A 23394-nucleotide genomic window follows, 5' to 3' on the forward strand; every position below is an offset into this window, starting at 1 on the left:
GAGGCGATCAGACCGGGAAACCGGACTGACGGGCGAGATCACGCAGGTCGGATTGCGATCGGGCGCCGACCTGGCCGATGACGTTGCCGGCGAGCAGGCCGCCGAGCTCGGCGCAGATCGCGTGGTCGAAGTCGTGGGTCAGGCCGTAGAGGAAGCCGGCGGCGTAGAGATCGCCGGCGCCGGTGGTGTCGACCACCCGCTCGACCGGCGCGGCCGCGACCCGCACCACCCCTTCGCGCGTCGCGACCAGGGATCCTTCCGCGGACAGCGTCACCGCGGCGAGCGGCACGTCGGCGCGCAGGGCGGCGATGCCGCTGTCGAGATCGGCGGTCTCGTAGAGCGCCTTCACTTCCGACTGGTTGGCGAACAGGATGTCGACGAGGCCGCCGCGCATCAGCTCGAAGAACTCGGTGCGCCAACGGTCGACGCAGAAACTGTCGGACAGCGTCAGGGCGACGCGGCGGCCGTGGGCATGGGCGATCGCCGCCGCCTCGCGGAAGGCCGCCTTGGCCTCCGGCGGATCCCACAGATAGCCTTCGAGATAGACGATCTGCGACGCCGCGACGACGGCCGCATCGACGTCGCCCGGGCCGAGGCGGGTGCAGGCGCCGAGATGGGTGTTCATGGTGCGCTCGCCGTCCGGGGTCACCAGGATCATCGAGCGGGCGGTCGGCACCGGATCGGGGTCGGTCGCGGCGAGCGGCGCGGTCTCGAAATGCACGCCGGCGGCGCGGATGTCGTGGCGGAAGATGGTGCCGAGGGGATCGGCGGCGACCTTGCCGAAATAGGCGCCGCGGCCGCCGAGGCCGGCGAGGCCGGCGGCGGTGTTGCCGGCCGATCCGCCCGACATCTCCTCGGCGGGTCCCATGTGGTCGTAGAGCCGCTCCGCCTCTGCCGCGTCGATCAGGCGCATCGAACCCTTGACCAGGCCTTCGCGGACCAGGAAGGCGTCGTCGGTGCGGGCGATGATGTCGACGATGGCATTGCCGATACACAGGACGTCGAAGCGGGAGGCGGTCATCGGCGAACTCTTCGGCGGCGGGGACGACGGCGACCGGGGCGGGCCGAAAGCGGCCGATCACCCCGCCGGGTATAAGGGTTTCCGCGGCGCGCGCAACCGTCGCACCGCCGCGCGCCGACCCGAGCGGCGGAGTTTTCGATTGAGATTCCGGGCGGTCTGCCCTATCTCGCGTCGAGGGGGGAACGAGGGCCGCGGGCCACTCGCTCCGCCGCTCCGGCATCGCACCCCCCGCGAAGGAGAGGCTCACCGATGGGTAGACAGGTACCGGCGCCGGCCGTGGATACGCGTCAGCGCTTCGTCACCCCGACCGGGCTCGCCGCCGAGCTCGCCGCCCGCGCCGACAGCGGCCGACCGATCCGCATCGGCCTCGTCGGGGTCGGCGAGATGGGCACCGACATCGTCACGCAGGTGTCGCTGATGAAGGGGCTCGCCGTCGCGGTGATCGCGGTGCGCGATCCCGCCAAGCGCCATGCCGAACAGGCCTTCCGCATCGCCGGGCTCGATCCGGCTCGCGTCGTCCACGCCGAGACCGCGTCGGCGATCGCCCGGGCGGTCGAGGCCGGGAATACCGCGGTCACCACCGACGTGGCGGCGCTGATCGGCAGCGATCACGTCGACGTGGTGATCGACGCCACCGGCAAGCCGGAGATGGGGGCGATCATCGGGCTCGGGGCGATCGAGGCCGGCAAACACGTGGTGATGATGAACGTCGAGGCCGACGTCACCATCGGCGCCTATCTGCAGAGCCGCGCCCGCGAAGTCGGCGTGGTCTATACCGTCGGGGCCGGCGACGAGCCGTCGTCGACGATGGAGCTGATCGAATTCGTCACCGCTCTCGGCTACCCGGTGATCGCCGCCGGCAAGGGCAAGAACAATCCGCTCGACGTCACCGCCACCCCCGACCGCTTCGAGGAAGAGGCGATTCGGCGCAACATGAACCCGCGGATGCTGGTCGAGTTCATCGACGGCTCCAAGACCATGGTCGAGATGGCGGCGATCGCCAATGCCACCGGCCTGGTCCCCGACGTCGCCGGCATGCACGGGCCGGAGGCGACGCTCGAGACCCTGCACCACATCCTGTGTCCCGAGGCCGACGGCGGCATCCTGTCGCGCAAGGGCGTGGTCGACTACACCATCGGCCGCGGCGTCGCGCCGGGGGTGTTCGTGGTCGCCGAACTGTCGCACCCGCGCCTGATGGAGCGGTTGGGCGACCTCAAGCTCGGGGCCGGGCCCTATTACACCTTCTACCGGCCCTATCACCTGACCAGCCTCGAAGTGCCGCTGTCGGCGGCCCGCGCGGTGCTGCACGGGACTACCGACATGCGGGCGCTGGCGCGGCCCTCGGCCGAGGTCTGCGCGGTGGCCAAGCGCGATCTGGCGGCCGGCGAGCGGCTCGACGCGATCGGCGAATACACCTATCGCGCCTTCACCCTCGAATACGACGCGGCGCGCGCCGCCGGCTGCCTGCCGATCGGCCTGATCGAAGGCGGCGTGACGCTGGCGCCGATCAAGCGCGGCGAACTCCTGACGGTTCTCAATGCCGCACCGCCGAGCGGCTCGAAGATCGTCGAACTGCGCCGGCGCCAGGATCGGATGGTCCACGGATGAGGCGGGGGCGATGACCGGGCCCGTCCTCGCGGCGATCCGCGACGCGCTGCACGACCTGCCGACGCCGCCCTTGCGCGGCGTGCTGTGGCGGTCGCTGGGGCTGACGCTGGCGATCGTCGCGGTGATCTGGGCGATCGGTACGCGGCTGATCAGCGGGTTCGCCGGAGATCTCGCCGGGGCGCACCCGATCGACGTGCCCTATTTCGTGACCATCGTCGGCTGGCTGGCCGGGCTCCTGTCGGGCGGCGTGCTGCTGGTCGCGGCGGCCTTCCTGATCGCCCCGATCACCACCGCGGTCGCCGGGATCTTCCTCGACGACGTGGCGGAGGCGACCGAGCGCGGGCGCTATCCCGGCGAGGCGCCGGGCCGGCCGATGCCGTGGCGCGAGAGCCTCGGGCAAGCGCTGCGCTTCACCGGCCTGTCGCTGGCGGTCAATCTCGTCTGCCTGGCGGTCGCGTTGATCCCGGGGGTCGGTCTCGTCGCCTTCTGGGTCGGCAACGGCTGGCTGATCGGACGAGAATATTTCGCCTTCGCGGCGCGGCGGATGCTCGACCGGCCGGCGGCGCAGCGGCTGGCAGCGGCCCATTCGGGGGCGGCCTTCCTGGCGGGGCTGGCGGCGGCGGCGGTGCTGTCGATCCCGATCGTCAATCTGGCGACGCCGCTGTTCGCCACCGTGACCATGGTCCATCTGGTCAAGCGCCTGTCCGGATCGCGTCCGGTCGCGGGCACGGTGCCTCAGGCCCGCCAATAGGCGCGGGCGCCGTCAGGCAGCGCGGCGAGCACCTGGTCGAGGGCGACGCGGTCGACGTGGCGGCGCAAGGTCGCGGCGACGTCGGCGATTGCCGAGGATGGTGCGACGTTGTGCGGTTCTCGTTCCGCCGCGACCTCGGCGGCGAGATCATCGGGATCCCCGAAGCGCGCGACCGGCGCCCCGATCGGCCAGTCCTCGACGAACAGGGCGCGCAGCAACGGCGGCAGAACGGTGGCGAAGGCCAGCCCCTGCTCGGCCGTCAGGCGGCGGCGGAAGACGTGCAGCACGGCGCGGGTCTCGGCATAGGCGACGTTGTGGGTCGCCAGCAGCGTCGAGTCCTTCAGATCCCCGAGAAACTGCTCGAAGTCCTGGAACGCCCGGACATAGTCGCGCGGCAGGGTCATCGTCGTCACACCTCGCTCCGGCGACGCCGGGGTGCAGCCGATCCGGCGGCGGCTCAGGCCCGCCAATAGGCGCGGGCGCCCTCGGGCAGGGCGGCGAGCACCCGGTCCAAGGCGACGCGGTCGACGTGGCGGCGCAAGGTCGCGGCGACGTCGGCGATCGCCGCGGCGGCATCCCGCACCACCTGCTCGGTCGCGAACTCCGCCGCGAGGCCGGCATCGTCGTCGGGAAAAGCGGCGATCGGCGCCTCGATGTCCCAGTCTTCGAGGAACATCGCCTTCAGCAGCGGCGGCAACACCGCGGCGAAGGCCAGCGCCTGCGCCGGTGTGGCGTGGCGGCGGAAGACGTGGAATACGGCGCGGGCCTCGGCATAGGCGTTGCTGTGCGACGCCAACAGCGAGGTCTCCTCGAGATCGCCGAGGAAGCGTTCGAAATCCGGAGTTGCGAAGACGTAGTCGCGGGGAATCGGCATGGCGAATCCTCCCTGCCGCGCCGAGCTTCGCACGCCGCGCTCAGAACGCCACCGGTTTCTCCGGCGCATCCACCGACTTTTCCGGCCATTTGCACAGATCCGAGACCAGACAGCGGCCGCATTCGGGGGTGCGCGCCTTGCAGACGTAGCGGCCGTGGAGAATCAGCCAGTGATGGGAATGGCGCTTGTAGGCGTCGGGGATCACCGCCTCGAGGCCGCGCTCGACCTCGTCGGGCGTCTTGCCGGGGGCGAGGCCGAGGCGGTTGGCGACGCGGAAGATGTGGGTGTCGACGGCGATGGTCGGCTGGCCGAAGGCGATGTTGAGGACGACGTTGGCGGTCTTGCGGCCGACGCCGGGCAGCGCCTGGAGCGCCTCGCGGTCGTCGGGCACCACCCCGCCGTGGCGCTCGACCAGCAGGCGCGACAGTTCGGCGACGTTCTTGGCCTTGGTCTTGAACAGCCCGATGGTGCGGATCAGCTCGCGGATGCGCTCCTCGCCGAGCGCCACCATCGCCGCAGGGGTGTCGGCGAGGCGGAACAGTTCGACGGTCGCCTTGTTGACGCCGACGTCGGTGGCCTGGGCCGAGAGCACCACCGCCACCAGCAGGGTGAAGGTGTTGGGCGCGATCAGCTCGCCCTTGGGCTCGGGTTCGGCGGTGTGGAAACGGCGGAACAGCGCCTCGACCTCGGCCGCGGTCCACCGGCGGGTCGCCGCGGCGCGCGGCGCGGCCTTGCCGGCGGTGCGGGGTTTCGGGGCGGCGGGGCGGGCGGCGCGGGGCGGCATGGGCGATCTCCGGGTTCCCTCGTTCCTAGGCCGGCGCGCCTCCGCCGGCAACAGGCGCGCGTTCGGCGACCGCAGCCGCCCGAGGCTTGCGCGACGGGCGTCTGAAATCGGGTGTCGCGGGGCGGGCGGCGGCGCTAGTCTCGAAGATCGATCCCGGTCCGGATCGGTCTCGCCAGCGGAGCCGCCATGACCCTCACGATGCCCTCCCCCGCCGACGTCGACGCCGCCGACGCGATCGCCGACTACGACCGGATCCGCCGGGCGATCGCCTTCCTCACCGAATGCCGCACCGACCAGCCCTCGACCGACCAGGTCGCGGCGGCGGTCGGCATGACCCCGGTGCAGCTGACCCGGTTGTTCGCCCGCTTCGCCGGGATCACCCCGAAGCAGTTCCTGGCGGCGATCACCCTGGACGCGGCGCGGCGGCTGCTCGACGATTCGGCCTCGGTGCTCGACACCGCGCTGGAGGTCGGGCTGTCGGGGCCGGGGCGGCTGCACGACCTGTTCGTGACCCACGAGGCGATGAGCCCCGGCGCCTACAAGAGCCGCGGGGCGGGCCTCGTCATGCGCCACGGCTTCCACCCCTCGCCCTTCGGCATCGCCGTGCTGGTGGCCACCGAGCACGGGCTGGCGGGTCTCGCCTTCGCCGATCCGGGCGAGGAGGCGGCGGCGCTCGACGATCTCTGCGCCCGCTGGCCGGCGGCGCGGCACCTGCGCGACGACGCGGCGACGGCACCGCACGCCACCCGCATCTTCGATCTCGAGGCGTGGCGGCCCGACCGGCCGCTGCGGCTGGTGCTGATCGGCACCGATTTCGAGATCCGGGTGTGGCGGACCCTGCTGGCCATCCCCTTCGGCCGGGCGACGACCTATTCGACCATCGCCTCGCACATCGGTGCGCCCAAGGCGTCGCGCGCCGTGGGTGCGGCGGTCGGTCGCAACCCGCTGAGCTTCGTGGTGCCGTGCCACCGGGTGCTCGGCCGCTCCGGCGACATCACCGGCTACCACTGGGGCCTGACCCGCAAGCGGGCGATCCTCGGCTGGGAAGCGGGCAAGTGCTGGTCGGCGTGAGCGGCCGCGAAACGCCGACGGCGGGCGCGCCGCTATGGCCCGCCCGCCGTCTATGAACCGTCGAGGATCGTCGCGCGGAGGCGAACCGCCGCGCGGGCCGATCGATCAGCCGGCGAGATCCTCGTGCGACAGGACTTCGCCTTCGGCGTCGAGCCGGTAGAGGATCGGTACGCCGGTGGCGAGTTCGCGCTTGAGGATCTGCTCGGGCGAGAGCTTCTCGAGCTTCATGATCAGGGCGCGCAGCGAATTGCCGTGGGCGGCGACCAGGATCCGCTTGCCGGCCTTGAGGTCGGGCAGGATGTGGGCGTCCCAATAGGGCAGCACGCGGGCCGCGGTGTCCTTCAGGCTCTCACCGCCGGGGGGCGGCACGTCGTAGGAGCGGCGCCAGATATGGACCTGCTCCTCGCCCCACTTGACCCGGGCCTCGTCCTTGTTGAGGCCGGACAGATCGCCGTAGTCGCGCTCGTTGAGCGCCTGATCGCGGATCTCCGGCAGGCCGGTCTGGCCGAGCTCGGCGAGGATCAGCGCGAGGGTGTGCTGGGCGCGGGTCAGCGCCGAGGTATAGGCGAGGTCGAAGGTCAGGCCGAGGGCCTTCAGGCGGCGGCCGGCGGCCTTGGCCTCTTCGACGCCCTTTTCGGTCAGGTCGGGATCCTTCCAACCGGTGAACAGGTTGAGCTTGTTCCATTCACTCTCGCCATGGCGACAGAGCACCAGCAGACGGTCCATGCGCGACTCCTTCGGGCGTCATCGGGTCAGGTTCGGGTCGAAAGTCCGAGTACGTCGGCCATCGAATAGAGGCCGGGCTTTCGGCTCATGCCCCACAGCGCCGCCTTGACGGCGCCGCGGGCGAAGATCGAGCGATCTTCGGCACGATGGGCGAGTTCGATGCGTTCACCGGGGCCGGCCAGGATCACCGTGTGGTCGCCGACCACCGAGCCGCCGCGCAAGGTGGCGAAACCGACGTCGCCGAGGCGGCGTGCCCCGGTGTGGCCGTCGCGGACCCGCACGGAATGTTCGGCGAGCGGCACACGGCGGCCTTCGGCGGCGGCCTGGCCGAGCATCAGGGCCGTCCCGGAGGGGGCGTCGACCTTGGCGCGGTGATGCATCTCGAGAATTTCGATGTCGTATTCGGGGCCGAGCGCCCGGGCCGCCTCGCGCACCAACTGGGCGAGGAGATTGACCCCGAGGCTCATGTTGCCGGACTTGATCAGCACCGCATGGCGGGCGGCGGCGGCGAGCTTGGCGTCGTCGGCCGGCGTGCAGCCGGTGGTGCCGACGACATGGACGAGGCGCGCCTGGGCGGCGAGCTCGGCGAAATGGATCGTCGCGGCGGGGGTGGTGAAGTCGAGGACGCCGTCGGCATGGGCGAAGGCGGCGAGCGGATCGTCGGTGACCGCCACGTCGAGGGCGGCGACGCCGGCCATCACCCCGGCATCGCTGCCGAGTTCGGCGGCGCCGGCCCGTTCGACGGCGGCGACCAGACGGGCACCGGCGGTCTCGGCGATGACGCGGATCAGCGTCCGGCCCATTCGTCCGGCGGCGCCGACGACCACGAGGCGCATGTCCGACATCTCGATCCCCTCGCCCTCTTGCCCATGGCACGGCCGGAGGTCGGCCGGTGCCCTCGGCTCCTGGGCTATATCAGGCGAGGGGCCGGCGCAAGGCGGGCGAGCACCGACCCGCCCGGCGTGCAGCGCCGATCAGCCATCGAGCAGACGCTTCAGCATCTCGATCTCGTCGGCGAAGCCGCGGTCGGCGCCGGCCATCTCCTCGATCTTGCGCACCGCGTGCAGCACCGTGGTGTGGTCGCGGTTGCCGAAGCGGCGACCGATCTCGGGCAGCGAACGCGGGGTCAGGGCCTTGGCGAGATACATGGCGATCTGGCGCGGCCGCACCACCGTGCGGGTGCGTCGGGCCGACAGGAGATCGGCCTTGGAGACGTTGAAGTGCTTGGAGACGACCCGCTGGATGTCCTCGATCTTGACCTTGCGCGGCTCGCGGGTGCGCAGCAGATCGCGCAGCGCCAGTTCCGCCATCTCGACCGAAATGTCCTGACCGGTCAGCTGATTGTGGGCGACGAGGCGATTGACCGCACCGTCGAGGTCGCGGCCCGAGGACACCACGTTTTCGGCGACGTAGTCGATCACCGCGGCGGAGATCTCGAGGCTCGGCGAAGCGCGGCGGGCGACCTCGACCCGGTGACCGACGATGCGGCGGCGCAGGTCGACGTCGGGGGCGGCGATCTCGACCAGGAGACCGCCGGCGAGGCGCGAGCGCACCCGCTCGTCGAGGGTCTCGAGATCGGCCGGCGGACGGTCGGCGGCGACCACCACCTGACGGGCGCCGTCGATCAGCGAATTCAGGGTGTGGCAGAACTCCTGCTGGACCTGACGGCCCTGCAGAAACTGCATGTCGTCGATGAGCAGCAGGTCGATGCCGCGCAGCGCCTCCTTGAAGGCGATCGCCGACTGGGCCATCAGCGCCGCGACGAAGCGGTACATGAAGTGCTCGGCGGTGAGATAGAGGACCCGACGGCCCTGGGCCTTGGCGGCGTGGGCGACCGCCTGCAGCAGGTGGGTCTTGCCGAGGCCGACCGCGGCATGGATGTAGAGCGGATTGAAGCCGACCGATTCACCGGGGCGGGCATCGGCGACGCGGCGGGCGGCGGCGAAGGCGAGGCTGTTGGAGCGGCCCTCGACGAAACCGTCGAAGCCGTAGCGCGGATCGAGCGGACTGCCGGCGAGGACGTCCTCTTCGCGATCGTCGTGCCGGGTCGAGGCGGCGACGACCCGCACCACCGGCGTCTGGAGGGCGGCGGCGCGGGTCGGGGCGGTCGGCAGCGGCGTCACGACGTCGCGCGGGGCGACCACCGGCCGCATCGCCGAACGCACCGCGAACTCGATCTGATCGATCGGGCCGAAGGCCTCGCGGAACAGCACCAACAGCCGGTCGCGGTAGCGGCTGTGCAGCCAGTTCTTGAGAAAGCGGGTGGGCACGGAGAGGAACACGCAACTGCCGTCGCGGCTCTCGAACTCGACCCGTGTGAACCAACTGGTGAAGGCGTCCTCGCCGAGCTCGACGCGCAGCCGGAGCTTGATGCGATCCCACTCCTCGCGATCCGAATGGATCGGGGTCATTGCACGAGCCTCCATCGTCTTCCGCCTTTCCTGCCGTGAACGACGCCGCCGTGCGTCGGTTCCGGCCGTCCCAGTTCATCGTCGTCTCATTCCGCCGCCCGAAGGCGACGATCGAGCGACGCCCCGTCGACGAGAGACGACCACCGGCGGGCCTCGCGCGGCGTCCGTCTCGTCTCGTCGACCGGCGCGCCGGTCGGGTGATTCAGGATTGATTCCAGGGCAATCCGGACGCCTTCCAACCCGCGACGGCACCACGATGGCCATCGGGATCGGGGGGGCCTTCGAAGCCGTCGGAGATGTTCCGACATCGGCTCCATCCGGCGGCGGTCATGGCGATCGCCGCCTTGCGGCTGCGCACGCCGGACCGGCAGAGGAAATAGATCGGCACGTCATGGGCGAAGCCCGCCTTGACCAGGGCGGCATCGAGGACCGCGACGAAGTCGGGGTTCTCGGCCATCGAGGGGTAGACCTGCCATTCGAGGGTGATCGGCTGCTTGGCGACGGCGGCGAGCTGCGGCACGCCGACCCACGACCACTCGGCCCGGGTGCGAACGTCGACCAGCACGCTCGCCGGCACCGACGCCAGGGCGTTCCAGGCCTCGAGCGGTGTGACGTCGCCGTCATAGGATGCACCGACTTCACTCGACATGACGATCTCCCGAGGGGCGAACATGATCCGCCCCGATTCCCTCGACTCTCGCTACTTGATTGTCGACCGATCACAGTGGAGCGGGCATCACCCACCCAACAGATCGTATACCAGACATCCGGTGGATATCGGATGTTCGATCCGTGAAATTGCACTCATGAGAAATTCTACTAATCTCACAAAGAATGCTTCATTCGCAGTCCGAACAACTGCCCCCCGGCACCCGTCCCGAGGTCGTCGACCTCCATGAGCCGAACTCTACACAGGCGTTTCGGACGACGCAACGGCCCTCCGGGAGCAAATGCCGGCCGGCCCGAGACGCTTCGCCGCGGCGACCCCCGAGTCCTCACGGGGAAGTCCTTCCGACTCAAGGCGCTGCCCCTCACGAGCGAGGATTCGAGAAAATCGAAGCCTGTGCCGACGAAAAAATCCGCACCCCGCGACGGAGGCCCCGAAGCGGGGCACAATGGGGTTGATATTTTTGTACTTGCCGTCAAGCCCATGAAATCAATAGAAAATTCATGACACCCCCTTCCGCCGCGGCAGGACCACCGGAAGATCTCGATGCGGAATTGTGCGTAGCCGAGAGCGTCGGATCTCGTGAGCCGGGAAACAAAAACCCGGGCGTCGCCGCCCGGGTGGAATCGGTGTCTCGAGAGTCGCCCGGGCCCGAAATTCAGGCGCCGAGGAGCTTCACGCGGTGGGCCAGACGCGAGATCTTGCGCGAGGCCGTGTTGCGGTGCACCACGCCCTTGGAAGCGGCGCGCTGCAGCTCGGGCTGGGCGGCCTTGAGCGCGGCGGCGGCGACGGTCTGGTCACCGGAGGCGATCGCCTCTTCGACCTTGCGCAGGAAGGTGCGGACGCGGCTGCGACGGGACTTGTTGACCGCGGTGCGGCGCGCGATCTTGCGGGCCGCCTTCTTGGCGGACGGCGTATTGGCCATGGGCGAGCTTCTCCTGGGTCTCGACTGCGCTCGACCTCGAACCGACGGTCGTCGCCCGAAGGGCCGCCTCCGGCACTTCGGGCCACGCCCCACCGGGGCCGACACGAACACGATGAAGCGGCGGCGGAACACGCCGCCACCGAGTGGGGCGAGCTTATAGCCGCGCGGACCGGCCTCGTCAACGGCGCAGGCCGGTCACCGCGCGACTTCAGCGATGGCGGAAGGCGGCGGGACGCTTCTCGACGAAGGCGGCCATGCCTTCCTTCTGGTCTTCGGTGGCGAACATCGCCTGGAACAGCCGGCGCTCGAAGCGCAGACCCTCGCCGAGGGTGGTCTCGAAGGCGCGTCCGACCGACTCCTTGGCCATCATCACCGCGGGCAGCGACAGGCCGGCGATCTCGGCGGCGATCGCCACCACCGCGTCGACGAAGCCTTCCGCCGGCAGGATGCGGGCGACCAGGCCCGCGCGCTCGGCCTCGACGGCGTCCATCAGCCGGCCGGTGAGGATCAGGTCCATGGCCTTGGCCTTGCCGACCGCCCGGGTCAGGCGCTGGGTGCCGCCGGCGCCGGGCATGATCCCGAGCTTGATCTCCGGCTGGCCGAACTTGGCGGTGTCGGCGGCGACGATCAGGTCGCACATCATCGCGAGTTCGCAGCCGCCGCCGAGCGCGAAGCCGGCGACCCCGGCGATCACCGGCTTGCGGAAGCGCGACACCCGGTCCCAGGAGGAGATGAAGTCGGCGGTGTAGGTGCCGGGGAAGGTCAGCGACGCCATCTCCTTGATGTCGGCGCCGGCCGCGAAGGCCTTCTCGGAGCCGGTGATCACCACCGCGCCGATGCCCTCGTCGGCCTCGAAGGCATCGAGCGCCGAGGTGACCTCGGCGATCAGCGCCGAGTTCAGCGCGTTCAGCGCCTTGGGACGGTTCAACGTGACGACACCGACGCGCCCGCGCGTCTCCACCAGGATGGTCTCGTAGGCCATGGACGGCTCCTTGTCCGACGACCGACACCGGCATGGCGCGGCCTGTTCGCCCCAGGAGCTAGCGCTTCGCGGGCCGCCGATCAATCGTCCCTCCGCAGGGCGGCCCGGCGCGGCGGCGCGACGCGCGGCTGGCAGACCGGGCAGTGGAAGGTCGAGCGGCCGGCCTGGACGAGGCGCTCGACGATACCGTCGCAGCTCGGCCGGGCGCAGGGCTCGCCGGCGCGGCCGTAGACCGCGAAGGTGTGCTGGAAATAGCCGAGCTCGCCGTCGACGGTGCGGTGATCGCGCAGACTCGAGCCGCCGGCGGCGATGGCCTCGGCGAGGACGTTGCGGATCGCCCCGCCGAGGCGGGCGAGGCGCGGCCCCGGCCGCCCGGAGGCGGCGACGGTGGCGCCGGCCGGGGKGCGAGGATCGAGCCCGGCCCGCCACAGCGCCTCGCAGACATAGATGTTGCCGAGCCCGGCGATCACCCGCTGATCGAGCAGCACGGCCTTCAGCGGCGTGGTGCGGCCGGCAAACAGCCGGGCGAGCACGGGCCCCGAGAGGGCGTCGCCGGTCGGCTCCAGGCCGAGGCCGGCGAGCGCCGGGTAGGTCGCGAGATCGCCCGCCGCGACCAGGTCCATGAAGCCGAAGCGGCGGGGATCGTTGTAGGTGACGGTGGCACCGCTTTCGAGGTGGAACACCACGTGGTCGTGGGCGCCGGCCGCGCCACGGGGATGGACGAAGGCGCCGGGCAGGAGTTCGTCGCCGGGGCGGCGGATGCGGAACGAGCCGGACATGCCGAGATGGGCGATCAGCACCTCGCCGGTCGAGAGCGTCGCCAGGAGGTATTTGGCGCGGCGCTCGAGGGCCGTGACCGTCGCGCCCTCCAGGCGTTCGACGAAGCGGGCGGGAAAGGGGATGCGCAGGTTGGCGCGGCGCTGCTCGACGCGGGCGAGGGTCGCGCCGACCAGGACCGGCGCGAGGCCGCGGCGGACGGTTTCGACCTCGGGCAGTTCGGGCATGGCGGGTCTCTCTCCGGGATCGCGCGCCGAGCGGCGGCGGGGCCTGCGACGATAGCGTCGGCGCGAGGCTTCCGCTATGGTCCGGCCGTCCACGGAGAGAAGCGTCATGTCCCACGATCCCGCCGCCGCCGCGTCGCCGCGTCCGACCCCGTCCCAGGGCGGACAGGGGGTGAGCGTCCCGGAGGCGACCGCCTCCTTCGGCTTCCGCGAGGTGCCGTTGGCCGAGAAGCAGACCCTGGTCGACGACGTCTTCCACAAGGTGGCGAGCCGCTACGACATCATGAACGACGTCATGTCGGGCGGGCTGCACCGGCTGTGGAAGGACGCGATGGTGGCGCGGCTGTCGCCGCCGCGGCTCGGCCGGCGCCCCTACGAGGTGCTCGACATGGCCGGCGGCACCGGCGACATCGCCTTCCGCATCGTCGAGAAGTCGGACCGCAAGGCGAAGGTGACCGTCTCCGACATCAACGCCTCGATGCTCCAGGTCGGCCGCGAGCGAGCCGAGAAGCGCGGGCTCTCGGCCAATCTCGATTTCGTCGAGGCCAATGCCGAGGAGCTGCCGTTCGAATCCAACCGCTTCGACGCCTATACGATCGCCTTCGGCATCCGCAACGTGCCGCGCATCGACAAGGCGCTCGCGGAAGCCTTCCGGGTGCTGCGGCCGGGCGGGCGGCTGCTCGTCCTGGAATTCTCGGCGGTCGATCTGCCGGTGCTCGACCGGCTCTACGACGCCTTCTCGTTCAACGTCATCCCGCTGATGGGCCGGGTGATCGCCGGCGACGGCGAGCCCTATCGCTATCTGGTGGAATCGATCCGCGCCTTCCCGTCGCAGGAGCGTTTCGCGGGGATGATCCGCGACGCCGGATTCGCGCGCGTCGACTACACCAACTTCACCGGCGGCATCGCCGCGCTGCACTCCGGCTGGAAGATCTGACGCGATGAGCGGAGCCCTGGGGTCGCTGCTGCGCCTCGCCCGCGCCGGATGGGTGCTCGCCCGCGAAGGCGTGATCGTCGCCATGGCGCCACCCGATCCACCGCCGATCGGCCGATTGGTGCTGGTGCTGGCGCGGCTGGTCGAACGGCGGGCGGTCGTCGGCATTTCGCGCGGCCAACGCGCCTCGCGGGCGCTGAACCGGCTCGGACCCTCCTACGTCAAGCTCGGCCAGTTCCTGGCGACCCGGCCCGACGTGGTCGGCCGCGCCATGGCCGACGATCTCGAGGCGCTGCAGGACCGGGTGGCGCCGTTCGACGACGCCCAGGCGCGCGCCCTGGTCGCCCGCGCCCTCGGCCGGCCGATCGAGGCGCTCTATGCCGAATTCGGCGACGTGGTGGCGGCGGCGTCGATCGCCCAGGTCCACCGTGCCCGGGTGGTCGGTCGCGACGGCGCGTCGCGCGACGTGGCGGTCAAGGTGCTGCGGCCCGACGTCGAGGCGCGGTTCCGCCGCGATCTCGACGACTTCTATCTCGCCGCCCGGCTGATCGAGGCGATGGTGCCGCCGACCCGGCGATTGCGGCCGGTGGCGGTGGTCGACACGCTGGCCCGCTCGGTGCGGCTCGAGATGGATCTGCGGCTGGAGGCCGCGGCGCTGTCGGAGATGGCCGAGAACATCGCCGGCGATCCCGATTTCCGGGTGCCCTCGGTCGATTGGGAACGTACCCAGCGCGGCGTCCTGACCATCGCCTGGATCGACGGCGTCAAGCTCAACGATCCCGAGCGGCTGGCGGCGGCCGGTCACGATCCGGTGCGGCTGGCGCGGGTGGTGATGCAGTCGTTCCTGCGCCACGCCATGCGCGACGGCTTCTTCCACGCCGACATGCACCAGGGCAACCTGTTCGTGCAGCCCAACGGCGACGTGGCGGCGGTCGATTTCGGCATCACTGGCCGATTGGAGCCCGAGGAACGGCGCTTCCTCGCCGAGATCCTCTACGGCTTCATCACCCGCGACTACCTGCGCGTCGCGCGGGTGCATTTCGAGGCGGGCTACGTGCCGGCCTCGCAGGACGTGGTGGTGTTCGCCCAGGCGCTGCGCGCGGTCGGCGAACCCTTGCGCGACCGGCCGCCGGCCGAGATCTCGATGGCGGCACTGCTCGGCCAGCTGTTCGAATATACCGAGCTGTTCGAGATGCCGACCCAGCCGCGGCTGATCCTGCTGCAGAAGACCATGGTGGTGGTCGAGGGCGTGGCGCGATCGCTCGATCCGGATCTCGACATCTGGGCGGTGTCGGAACCGGTGGTGCGCGACTGGGTCGCCGCCAATCTCGGCCCCGGCGCCAAGATCTCCGACGCGGCGACCGCCGCCGGGGCGGTCGGCCGGCTGGCGCTGTCCCTGCCGCGACTGGTCGAACGGCTCGAGGCGATCTCGATCGGCGCCGCCCACTGGGCCGAGTCCGGTGTCCGGTTGGCGCCGGAGACGGTGGCGGCACTGGCGCAGGCGCAGGACCGGCGCGGCCGGCCGATGCGGATCCTGGCGACCATCGCGACCCTGGCGCTGGTGGTCATGGCGGTGGTGCTGGTCGCCGGTTGACCGGGGATCGCTGCCGTCGCAGCATCGGACTCCCGTCCCCCGGATCGCCGGAGAGGTCCTGCCCCATGTCCGAAATCGACGCCCGCCTCGCCGCGGTCTTCGCCCGCATCGACGCCGCCAATGCCGAGGATCCGACCCGGATCCCCACCGAAGCCGGCGAACGACCGCATGCGCTGGTCTACGGCGAACGCATGTCGGCATGGCTGGCGCGGCTGGTCCCCGAGGCCTCGGATCTGTTGCAGATCGCCGTGCGGGCCCAGCATCTGCGCCGCTTCGACATTCCGCGCAGCGCCCATCCGATGGACAAGCCGGGCTATTTCGCCTGGCGCAACGCGCTGAAGGCCCATCACGCGACGCTGGTCGGCGGTTTCATGGGGCAAGCCGGCTATGACGCTGAGGCGATCGCTCGGGTCGGGTCGATCGTGCGCAAGGAGCGGCTGAAGCGCGACGTGGAGGCCCAGGCGCTCGAGGACTGCGCCTGTCTGGTGTTCCTGGAGTTCGAATTCGCGCCCTTCGCCGACAAGCACGCCGACGACAAGGTGGTCGACATCGTCGCCAAGACCTGGACCAAGATGTCGGCGGCCGGCCACGCCCGGGCGCTCGAACTGGTCCCGAGCCTGCCCGAGCGGCTCAGGACTCTGACGGTTCGAGCGGTGGCGGGGTGACCACCGGCGGGGCTTCGGCCTGCAGGCGCAGACGGCGGAGCACCCCGAGGCCGGCGGCGCGGCCGGTCGAGAAACAGGCCTGGAGCAGATAGCCGCCGGTCGGCGCCTCCCAGTCGAGCATCTCGCCGGCGACGAACACGCCGCGCAGGTGGTAGAGCATGAAGTTGCGGTCGATCTCGGAGAAGGCGATGCCGCCGGCCGAGGAGATCGCCCGCTCGATGGCGCTGGCCGCGACCACCCGGATCGGCAGCGCCTTGAGCAGACGGGCGAGCTCGGCGGGATCCTCGGGCAGGATGCGGCCGACGCCTTCGCGCAACAGGCCGATCGCCACCGGCGGCAGATGCAGCGCCTTGCGCAGGCGGTTGGTCAGGGTGTCGCCGCGACGCCCGGTCGAGCCCAGCGCCGCGACGATCATCTCGGGACTCATGCCGGGCTTCAGATCCAACACCACCTCGACGGGGCCGTTCGCCGCGGCGATCGCCTCGCGCAAGGGGCCGGACAGGGTGTAGATGGCGCCGCCCTCGAGGCCGTCGGCGGTGACCATCGCCTCGCCGACCGCGACGTGCTCGCCGAAGGAGATGGTCAGGCGCTTCAACGGTTCGCCGGCGAAGCGTTCGCGGAACACCTCGGTCCAGGCGACCGAAAAGCCGCAATTGGCCGGGCGCAGCGGCGACACGACGATGCCGGCCTCTTCGAGGATGCTCGTCCAACGGCCGTCGGAGCCGAGGCGCGGCCAGCTGGCGCCGCCCAGCGCCAGGACCACGGCGTCGGCGGGGATCGTCTCGGCGGCACCGTCGGCGTCGAGCACGGTGACGCCGTCTTCGGCGAAGCCGGTCCAGGTGGTGCGGGTGCGGGCGACCACGCCGAGGCCGGCGAGGCGCGCGAGCCAGGCGCGCAGCAGGGGCGAGGCCTTGAAGGCGGTGGGGAAGACCCGGCCGGAGGAGCCGACGAAGGTCTCTTCGCCGAGGCCGGCGGCCCAGGCGCGCAGGGCCTCGGGCGGAAAGGCCTCGATCGCCGGGGCGAGCGCATCACGGGCGGCGCCGTAGCGGCCGAGAAACTGGTCGAGCGGTTCGGAATGGGTGAGGTTGAGGCCGCCGCGCCCGGCCATCAGGAACTTGCGGGCGACGCTCGGCATGCGATCGACGACCGTCACCGCATGGCCGGCGGCGGCGATGGTCTCGGCCGCCATCAGGCCGGCCGGCCCGGCACCGATCACCACCACCCGCGGGCCGTCGCCGCGTTCCCGATCCATCGTCACGACCTCACCTCCCGCATCCGCCCGATTCCCGGGCAGGCAAGCTCCGTTGATGGGCGATCGCCCGGCCGAGCGCAAGACCCGGAGCGGTCATCGGCCGAGGCAGGCGGCGACGGTGCGAGAAATTCCGCTGCGATCGTTCGACATCGTCGAACGATCCATTCGCCGCCGCGGGGATGTACGTAGGGGCGCGGGAGGTGCAGTGTCCGACCATCGACGAAGGGGTGGTCGTCGGCGCGCCGCGCCGGACCCCCGATCCACGGAGAGAGATTCATGACCAAGGTGTTGGTGCTCTACTACTCGACCTACGGCCACATCGAGACGATGGCCAACGCCGTCGCCGAAGGCGCTCGTGCGGCGGGCGCCGAAGTTGCGGTCAAGCGGGTGCCGGAGACGGTGCCGGAGGACGTCGCCAAGGGCGCCCACTACAAGCTCGATCAGGCCGCCCCGGTCGCCACCGTCGACGAGCTCGCCGATTACGACGCGATCATCTTCGGCGCTCCGACCCGCTTCGGCACGGTCGCTTCGCAGATGCGGTCGTTCATCGACCAGACCGGCGGGTTGTGGTTCACCGGCAAGCTGATCGGCAAGGTCGGTTCGATCTTCACCTCGTCGGCGACCCAGCACGGCGGCCAGGAATCGACCATCCTCGGCTTCCTGCCGACCCTGCTCCATCACGGCATGGTGGTGGTCGGCCTGCCCTATTCGTTCCAGGGCCAGATGGGCCTGACCGAGATCATCGGCGGCTCGCCCTACGGCGCCTCGACCATCGCCGCCGGCGACGGCTCGCGCCAGCCGACCGCCACCGACCTCGACGCCGCCCGCTTCCAGGGCAAGCACGTCGCCGAGATCGCCGCCAAGCTCTCGGCCTGAGCCTCGGTCCGATCGTCCGTCCGAACTTCGACCCCCGCCGATCGGCCGATCGGCGGGGGTCTTCGTTTCAGGGGCCTCGGAATGGGGTTCGCCGACCCTGCGGCTCAGGGCGCGGCGGCTTCACCGACCATGCGGCTCAGCGTGACGTTGTCGATCTTGCCGGTGCCGAGCAGCGGCAGCTCCTCCCAGATCACCACTTCCGCGGGGATCATCAGGTCGGCGAGGCCCGCCTCCTTGGCGGCGGCGACGAAGCTCGGGCGGTCGGCGCCGGCCTTGGTGGTGACCAGGACGATGCGCTCGCCCTTCTTGGCGTCGGGCACCGCGGCGGCGGCCGACTGGGCGTCGGGCCACAATTGGGCGGCGAACTTCTCGATCGCCGCCAGCGACACCATCTCGCCGCCGATCTTGGCGAAGCGCTTGGCGCGGCCGAGGATGGTGACGTAGCCCTCGGGATCGATCGAGACGATGTCGCCGGTGTCGTGCCAACCGTCGGGCGGCACTTCGAGGACGCCGGGGTGCTCGCTGCGCAGGTAGCCGAGCATGACGTTGGGCCCGCGCAGGAACAGGCGGCCGCCTTCGTCGATGCCCTCGACCGGATCGAGGCGCCACTCCATGCCGGGCAGGATGCGGCCGACGGTGCCGAAGCGGTTGTACATCGGCGTATTGATGGCGATCACCGGCGCGGTCTCGGTGACGCCGTAGCCCTCCAGGATGCGCAGGCCGAACTTCTCCATCCACACCCGGCGGGTCGCCTCCTTGACCGGCTCGGCGCCGGCGACGACCAGGCGCAGCGAGCGGAAGTCGTAGGGGTGGGCGGCGCGGGCGTAGCCGGTGAGGAAGGTGTCGGTGCCGAACAGCACGGTGGCGTTGAAGCCGTAGACCAGTTCCGGCACCACCCGGTAGTGGAGCGGCGAGGGGTAGAGATAGACCGGCAGGCCGTTGGTGATCGGCAGGACCAGACCGGCAGTGAGCCCGAAGGAATGGAACAGGGGCAGGACGTCGAGCACCTTGTCGGCGCGGCCGAAGTCGATGCGGGCGGCGATCTCGGCGATGTTGGCGAGCATGTTGCGCGACGACAGCACCACGCCCTTGGGCAGGCCTTCGGAACCCGAGGTGAACAGGATCGCCACCGGATCGTCGGGCCGGCGCCGCGCCAGGGCATGGCGCCAGCGCAGGAGGCCGCGGATCTTGTCGAGGGCGCCGATCTCGCCGCGCACGTCCTCGAGATAGACGATGCGCAGGCGCGGCTCGAGCGCGGCGATCAGTCCCTCGAGACGGCCCTTCTCGACGAAGGCGCGCGAGGTGACGATGGTCGTGAGCTCGGCGGCGGCGGCGGCGGCCAGGACATTGGCCGAACCGGCGGTGAAGTTGATCATCGCCGGAACCCGGCCGGCGGAGTGGATGCCGAGGAACGTCGCCACCGCGGCATTGGCATTGGGCAGCATGACGCCGATCGCCTTGGACGGCGGGGCGAGTTCGGCGAGACGCGAGCCGAGCACATGGGCGCCGATCAGCAGGCGGCGATAGGTCATCTGCCCGGCGAGCGGATCCTCGAGCACGACGCGGCCGGGCCCATGGACCTCGGCGGCCAGCGCGATCGCCTCGAAGACGGTGCGGTCGGTCGAGGTGGTGCGGAAGATCAGGTCGGACATCACGCCGTAGAGGGCGTTGCCGGCGGCACGGCGGCGGGCGCGTCCGGTCAGCGCCGGATCGACCGCCAGCCGCTGGGCCGGGAGGATGGTCACCCGCACCTTGGGGAACAGCCGGCGGCGGATCTGCGACGGGTCGAGGCGGGTGAAGGGGGTCTGCTCCAGCCCTTCGAGGCGGACCGGCACGACCTGCGCGTCGGACTTCAGCGCCACCAGTCCGGCGCCGTCGTAGACCTTCATCAGCGAGCCGGTGACGGTCAGGCGGCCTTCGGGGAAGATCACCAGGGGATCGCCGGATTCGACCGCATGGATCAGGGTGCGGGTGGCCATCGGCTTGGTCGGATCGAGCGGCAGGGCGCGGGCGACGCGCAGGAACGGCCGCACCCACCAGCGCTTGGCGATCGCCGAATCGATGGCGAAGACCGGCTCGCGCTCCATCAGGGCGAGCGCCAGGGCGGCGTCGAGGAAGCTCACGTGGTTCAGCGCGATCACCACCCGGTCGCCGAGATTTTCGAGGTTCTCGGTGCCGGTGACCTCCAGGCGGAACAGGATGCGGTAGATCAGGAACAGCGCGTCGCGCAGGGCGTGGGTCGGCAAGGTCCGCCACACCGCCACCGCGACCACCAGCGACAGGGCGCCGAGGCCGGCGAGCAGGGCGGCGAGCGTCACGCCGGCGACCTGCAGACCGGCGACCGCCAGGGTCGCGCCGGTCATGGCGAAAGCATTGAGGATGTTGACCGCGGCGACGACGCGGGCGCGGCGCTCGACCCCGGCCCAGGACTGCAGCGCGGCGAAGACCGGCACCACGAACAGGCCGCCGGCGGCGGCGAGGCCGGCGAGATCGACCGCGAGGCGCAGGCCGCCGGGGACGCGGGCGAAGGCGGCGATTCCCACCGGATCGGCGCCGGGAGCGGCGAGATGGCCGACGGTCCAGGCGGCGTCGAGGCCGAAGACACCGATCAGCAGGCCGGCGATCGGCACCCCGACCAGCACGATGCGATGGCCGGAGAGCCAGGCGGCGAGGCCCGAGCCGAGCGCGATGGCCACCGCGAAGACCGCCAGGAAGGCGGTGACGAGATCTTCGCTGCCGCCGATCGCGCCCTTGACCAGGGAGGGCAGCAGCGACAGCACGACGGCACCGACCGCCCAGAACCAGCTCGACACCACGCCGGCCCAGAACAGCCGCGGACTGCGGTGGAGTTCGACCACCAGATCGAGGGTCGAGGCGAGGATGTTCCAGCGGACCTTCAGGTCGGGGGCGGCCTGGCCGGTGCGCGGGATCCACAGCGCCGCGACGAAGGCGGCGACGGCGAAGGCGATCATGACCCCGGCGAGCGCCGCCGGATCACCGCCGCGGGAGGCGGCGAGGCCGCCGATCACCGTGCCGAGCAGGATGGCGAGGAAGGTCGCGCCCTCGATCAGGGCGTTGCCGGCCGGCAGTTCGCCCTTCTCCAGGTGGTCGGGCAGGATGCCGTATTTGATCGGGCCGAACAGCGCGGCGATCACCCCGAAGCCGGCCAGCGCCGCGAACAGGGTCGGGATCGAGGCGGTCCAGAAGCCGATCACGGCGAGTCCGGCGACCGCGATCTCGGCGAGTTTCAGGCGGCGGGCGACCACCGCCTTGTCGAAGCGGTCGGCGAGTTCGCCGCCGAGTGCCGAGAGGAAGAAGAAGGGCGCCATCAGGGTCGCCGCGGCGAGGGTGACGAGCGGGCCGGCGCGCTCCTGGCCGACATGGAACAGGATCAGGAAGACCAGGGCATTCTTCAGGAAATTGTCGTCGAGAGCGGAGAAGAACTGGCACCAGAACAGCCCGGCGAAGCGGCGGGAGGCGAGTAGCGACTTCGACATCGATGGGCTCCTGACCGAGTGGGTGGCGGCTCCGCGGTCGTTCCGCCGCCTCACGCTGCAGCGGCGGCAAGTAGACACGGAAGTCCGGGCACGGCCATCCCCCTCGATGAGAAAATCGGCCGGGCACTGCGCTGCGGATTGTCGCCGCAGGTTTATGAACGTTGTTCAAAACAACATACACGAAGTTCCCGGCGATGCAAGCGGGGTCGGCGCCGTGCGCCCTCGCCCCCGTCCCGGCATTGCCGCGGCCGCGACATCGCTTATACCTGGAGGCCACAGAGGAGACGCGGATGGCGGGCGGCGACGATCGAGAACCGGCGGGACCGGGGCGTGGACGGGCGGCGATCGCGGCGATCGCCGCGGCGATGGTCCTGCTCGGCGGGAGCCCGGCCGCGGCGGCGACGCTCGACGGCGCGACGCTCGGCGGGATCTGGGCGGTGCCCTTCGCCGGCCTGCTGGTGACCATCGCCCTGGCGCCGCTGATCGCGCCGCATCTGTGGCATCGCGCCGCCGGACCGATCGCCGCCGGCTGGGCCGCGGCCTTCGTCGTCCCCTTCGCCGTACTGGCCGGGCCGGGGGCGGCCTTCCATGAAGTGGTGCATGTCCTGCTCGCCGAATATCTGCCCTTCGTGGTGGTGCTCGGGGCGCTGTTCACGATCTCCGGCGGCCTGCTGGTGGAAGGCGATCTGCACGGCGATCCGCGACTCAACACCGCGCTGCTGGCGCTGGGCACGGTACTGGCCTCGGTGATCGGCACCACCGGCGCCTCGATGGTGCTGATCCGGCCGCTGCTGCGCGCCAATGCCGGCCGCCGCCATCCGGTCCACGTCGTGGTGTTCTTCATCTTCCTGGTGTCGAACATCGGCGGCGCCCTGACCCCGCTCGGCGATCCGCCGCTGTTCCTCGGCTATCTCCTCGGGGTCGACTTCTTCTGGACCGCCCGCCACCTGTTCGCCGAGACGGCGGTCGCCGCGGGGGCGCTGCTGGCGCTGTTCTTCGTGGTCGACACGGTGCTCTACCGGCGCGATGCCGACTACCGGCCGGCGGCGGTGCCGCCGGAAGGGCCGGTCGCGCTGCGGGGGCGGGTCAATCTGGGGCTGCTCGTGGTGGTGATCGCCGCGGTGCTGATGTCGGGGTCGTGGAAGCCGGGAATCGTCGTGCCGATCGCCGGCACCGACATCGAATTGCAGAATCTGTTGCGCGATCTGGTGCTGGTCGCCGCCGCGGCGGCGTCGCTGGCGCTCACGCCGGCGGGCTTGCGAGCCCGCAACGGCTTCACCTGGGCGCCGATCCGCGAGGTCGCCGAACTGTTCGCGGCGATCTTCGTCACCATCGTGCCGGTGATCGCCATGCTCAAGGCCGCCGAGCACGGCGCCTTCGCGCCCCTGGTGGCGCTGGTGGCGCGGCCCGGCGGCAGCCCCGACGTCGCCATGTACTTCTGGGCGACCGGGCTCCTGTCGTCGTTCCTCGACAATGCCCCGACCTATCTGGTGTTCTTCAACCTGGCCGGCGGCGACGCGGCGCGGCTGATGGGCGAAGGCGCGGCGGTCTTGGTGGCGATCTCCTGCGGGGCGGTGTTCATGGGCGCCAATTCCTACATCGGCAACGCCCCGAACTTCATGGTCAAGGCGATCGCCGAGGATGCCGGCGTGCCGATGCCGAGCTTCTTCGGCTATCTGGTGTGGTCCTTCGGCATCCTGACGCCGCTGTTCGTGGTGATCACCGTCCTGTTCCTCCGCGTCTGAGGGGCTCGCC

At 70.9% G+C, this 23394-nt stretch carries 21 protein-coding genes; 8 read left to right on the forward strand and 13 right to left on the reverse strand.

Features of this window, described 5'->3' with window-relative positions:
* Positions 1-7: 7 nt before the first annotated feature.
* Positions 8-1021, reverse strand: a complete 1014-nt coding sequence (locus EYW49_RS00420) for an adenosine kinase (protein WP_131304790.1) — start codon at positions 1019-1021, stop codon at positions 8-10.
* A gap of 249 nt (positions 1022-1270) precedes the next feature.
* On the opposite strand from EYW49_RS00420, the gene EYW49_RS00425 reads away from it, so the two are divergent.
* Complete coding sequence (locus EYW49_RS00425) at positions 1271-2629, forward strand: NAD(P)H-dependent oxidoreductase (RefSeq protein WP_131304792.1); 1359 nt, start codon at positions 1271-1273, stop codon at positions 2627-2629.
* Between the two features lie 10 nt (positions 2630-2639).
* The gene (locus EYW49_RS00430; protein ID WP_165498075.1) at positions 2640-3380 is read left to right on the forward strand and encodes a sulfate transporter family protein; all 741 of its coding nucleotides are present in this window, start codon (positions 2640-2642) and stop codon (positions 3378-3380) included.
* Here EYW49_RS00430 and EYW49_RS00435 read toward each other — a convergent pair.
* The 3 genes from EYW49_RS00435 to nth are packed head-to-tail and all read right to left on the reverse strand — an operon-like array spanning position 3365 to position 5038.
* On the reverse strand, positions 3365-3784 hold the full coding sequence (locus EYW49_RS00435; protein ID WP_131304796.1) for a DUF2267 domain-containing protein: 420 nt from the start codon (positions 3782-3784) through the stop codon (positions 3365-3367). The genes EYW49_RS00430 and EYW49_RS00435 overlap by 16 nt on opposite strands.
* Before the next feature lie 53 nt (positions 3785-3837).
* A complete protein-coding gene (locus EYW49_RS00440; protein WP_165498076.1) occupies positions 3838-4254 on the reverse strand; it encodes a DUF2267 domain-containing protein in 417 nt (138 codons plus the stop codon).
* Positions 4255-4294: 40 nt separating this feature from the next.
* On the reverse strand, positions 4295-5038 hold the full coding sequence (gene nth, locus EYW49_RS00445; RefSeq protein WP_131304800.1) for an endonuclease III: 744 nt from the start codon (positions 5036-5038) through the stop codon (positions 4295-4297).
* Positions 5039-5224: 186 nt separating this feature from the next.
* Between nth and EYW49_RS00450 the strand changes: the two genes are divergently transcribed.
* Positions 5225-6109: a methylated-DNA--[protein]-cysteine S-methyltransferase gene (locus EYW49_RS00450; RefSeq protein WP_131304802.1), complete on the forward strand. Its 885-nt coding sequence runs from the start codon at positions 5225-5227 to the stop codon at positions 6107-6109.
* Positions 6110-6214: 105 nt separating this feature from the next.
* On the opposite strand, the gene EYW49_RS00455 is transcribed toward EYW49_RS00450, so the two are convergent.
* The 7 genes from EYW49_RS00455 to mutM all read right to left on the reverse strand — a co-directional run bounded on the left by EYW49_RS00455 (position 6215) and on the right by mutM (position 12824).
* Entirely contained in the window at positions 6215-6835 is a 621-nt protein-coding gene (locus EYW49_RS00455) for a 2,3-bisphosphoglycerate-dependent phosphoglycerate mutase (protein ID WP_131304804.1), read from the reverse strand.
* A 26-nt stretch (positions 6836-6861) separates the two neighbouring features.
* Entirely contained in the window at positions 6862-7680 is an 819-nt protein-coding gene (gene dapB / locus EYW49_RS00460) for a 4-hydroxy-tetrahydrodipicolinate reductase (RefSeq protein ID WP_131304806.1), read from the reverse strand.
* 129 nt (positions 7681-7809) lie between these two features.
* Positions 7810-9246: a chromosomal replication initiator protein DnaA gene (dnaA, locus tag EYW49_RS00465; protein ID WP_228259353.1), complete on the reverse strand. Its 1437-nt coding sequence runs from the start codon at positions 9244-9246 to the stop codon at positions 7810-7812.
* 202 nt (positions 9247-9448) lie between these two features.
* Positions 9449-9895: a rhodanese-like domain-containing protein gene (locus EYW49_RS00470; RefSeq protein WP_131304810.1), complete on the reverse strand. Its 447-nt coding sequence runs from the start codon at positions 9893-9895 to the stop codon at positions 9449-9451.
* A gap of 676 nt (positions 9896-10571) precedes the next feature.
* A complete protein-coding gene (gene rpsT, locus EYW49_RS00475) occupies positions 10572-10838 on the reverse strand; it encodes a 30S ribosomal protein S20 (protein ID WP_131304812.1) in 267 nt (88 codons plus the stop codon).
* A gap of 208 nt (positions 10839-11046) precedes the next feature.
* Complete coding sequence (locus EYW49_RS00480; RefSeq protein ID WP_131304814.1) at positions 11047-11820, reverse strand: enoyl-CoA hydratase; 774 nt, start codon at positions 11818-11820, stop codon at positions 11047-11049.
* A gap of 80 nt (positions 11821-11900) precedes the next feature.
* Positions 11901-12824: a bifunctional DNA-formamidopyrimidine glycosylase/DNA-(apurinic or apyrimidinic site) lyase gene (gene mutM, locus EYW49_RS00485; protein WP_131304816.1), complete on the reverse strand. Its 924-nt coding sequence runs from the start codon at positions 12822-12824 to the stop codon at positions 11901-11903.
* Between the two features lie 106 nt (positions 12825-12930).
* Between mutM and ubiE the strand changes: the two genes are divergently transcribed.
* The 3 genes from ubiE (at position 12931) to EYW49_RS00500 (ending at position 16014) form a co-directional block, all read left to right on the forward strand.
* Positions 12931-13758, forward strand: a complete 828-nt coding sequence (gene ubiE, locus EYW49_RS00490) for a bifunctional demethylmenaquinone methyltransferase/2-methoxy-6-polyprenyl-1,4-benzoquinol methylase UbiE (RefSeq protein WP_131304818.1) — start codon at positions 12931-12933, stop codon at positions 13756-13758.
* A gap of 4 nt (positions 13759-13762) precedes the next feature.
* Positions 13763-15349: a 2-polyprenylphenol 6-hydroxylase gene (gene ubiB / locus EYW49_RS00495; protein ID WP_131304820.1), complete on the forward strand. Its 1587-nt coding sequence runs from the start codon at positions 13763-13765 to the stop codon at positions 15347-15349.
* A gap of 65 nt (positions 15350-15414) precedes the next feature.
* Positions 15415-16014: a DUF4202 domain-containing protein gene (locus EYW49_RS00500; protein ID WP_131304822.1), complete on the forward strand. Its 600-nt coding sequence runs from the start codon at positions 15415-15417 to the stop codon at positions 16012-16014.
* Here EYW49_RS00500 and EYW49_RS00505 read toward each other — a convergent pair.
* Complete coding sequence (locus tag EYW49_RS00505; RefSeq protein ID WP_131305185.1) at positions 15980-17266, reverse strand: BaiN/RdsA family NAD(P)/FAD-dependent oxidoreductase; 1287 nt, start codon at positions 17264-17266, stop codon at positions 15980-15982. The two genes, EYW49_RS00500 and EYW49_RS00505, sit on opposite strands and share 35 nt — an antisense overlap.
* A 276-nt stretch (positions 17267-17542) precedes the next feature.
* On the opposite strand from EYW49_RS00505, the gene wrbA reads away from it, so the two are divergent.
* Entirely contained in the window at positions 17543-18142 is a 600-nt protein-coding gene (wrbA, locus tag EYW49_RS00510) for an NAD(P)H:quinone oxidoreductase (protein WP_131304824.1), read from the forward strand.
* A gap of 104 nt (positions 18143-18246) precedes the next feature.
* Here wrbA and EYW49_RS00515 read toward each other — a convergent pair whose 3' ends face one another.
* A complete protein-coding gene (locus EYW49_RS00515) occupies positions 18247-21639 on the reverse strand; it encodes an acyl-[ACP]--phospholipid O-acyltransferase (protein ID WP_131304826.1) in 3393 nt (1130 codons plus the stop codon).
* 290 nt (positions 21640-21929) lie between these two features.
* Between EYW49_RS00515 and EYW49_RS00520 the strand changes: the two genes are divergently transcribed.
* A complete protein-coding gene (locus tag EYW49_RS00520) occupies positions 21930-23384 on the forward strand; it encodes a sodium:proton antiporter (RefSeq protein ID WP_206365335.1) in 1455 nt (484 codons plus the stop codon).
* Positions 23385-23394: the final 10 nt, after the last annotated feature.

It is taken from the genome of Siculibacillus lacustris (genome assembly GCF_004328075.1).
GTDB lineage: Bacteria > Pseudomonadota > Alphaproteobacteria > Rhizobiales > Ancalomicrobiaceae > Siculibacillus > Siculibacillus lacustris.